Source organism: Pseudomonas sp. HMSC066A08 (assembly GCF_001813025.1).
In the GTDB taxonomy this organism is placed as follows: Bacteria; Pseudomonadota; Gammaproteobacteria; order Pseudomonadales; family Pseudomonadaceae; genus Pseudomonas; species Pseudomonas aeruginosa.
Map to the genome: position 1 here is coordinate 1 of NZ_KV811219.1, position 542 is coordinate 542.

At 56.5% G+C, this 542-nt stretch carries 1 pseudogene; it reads right to left on the reverse strand.

Annotation, left to right across the window (positions count from 1 at the left end):
• Positions 1-280, reverse strand: a pseudogene (locus HMPREF2886_RS34800) (replication protein RepA); the annotation flags it as partial.
• Between the last annotated feature and the right edge of the window lie 262 nt (positions 281-542).

Genomic DNA, 542 nt, shown 5'->3' on the forward strand with positions numbered 1-542 from the left:
CACTGGGGGACGATGTGTTAGGGATTGGGCTTCGCGGGATAGGGCTTCTATCGCGCAACTGTGCGGCCATAGTTGCCTCGGCTTGTAGCTGGGCAACCTCGTTGCTTTTCCGCCTCTGTTCGCGCTCGCCTTCTTCACGTAGGCGCTTCTCGGCTTGCTCGAACGTCTCGCCGGGCAGGGCTGCGGCCTCCACTTTTTCACGATACCTCTGGTGCGTCTGCTCCAGTCTGGCCAGCAGATTGCCCCCTACAATGTCACTAATTGGTTTAGGCCCGTTCATTCGGAACTCTCCTTTTTGGTGCCGATCCTGCGCTGAGTCATAGACAAAATCCCTCCGCTTAGGGCACCATTTTTGCTAAGATGAAGTAATTTCATGCGTCTGTCCTTCTGTTCGATGGCGCGATGTTCAACCAACACCAAGGGAGGTGCCACGCCGAATGCCTAGCCGACGCGACACCGATAGCAACGAAAACGAAAAGCCGGTGCCAGCGGAGCGGCTGATCTTTGCCCGCAATTTCCGTAAGGCACGCAAGGCCGCAAAA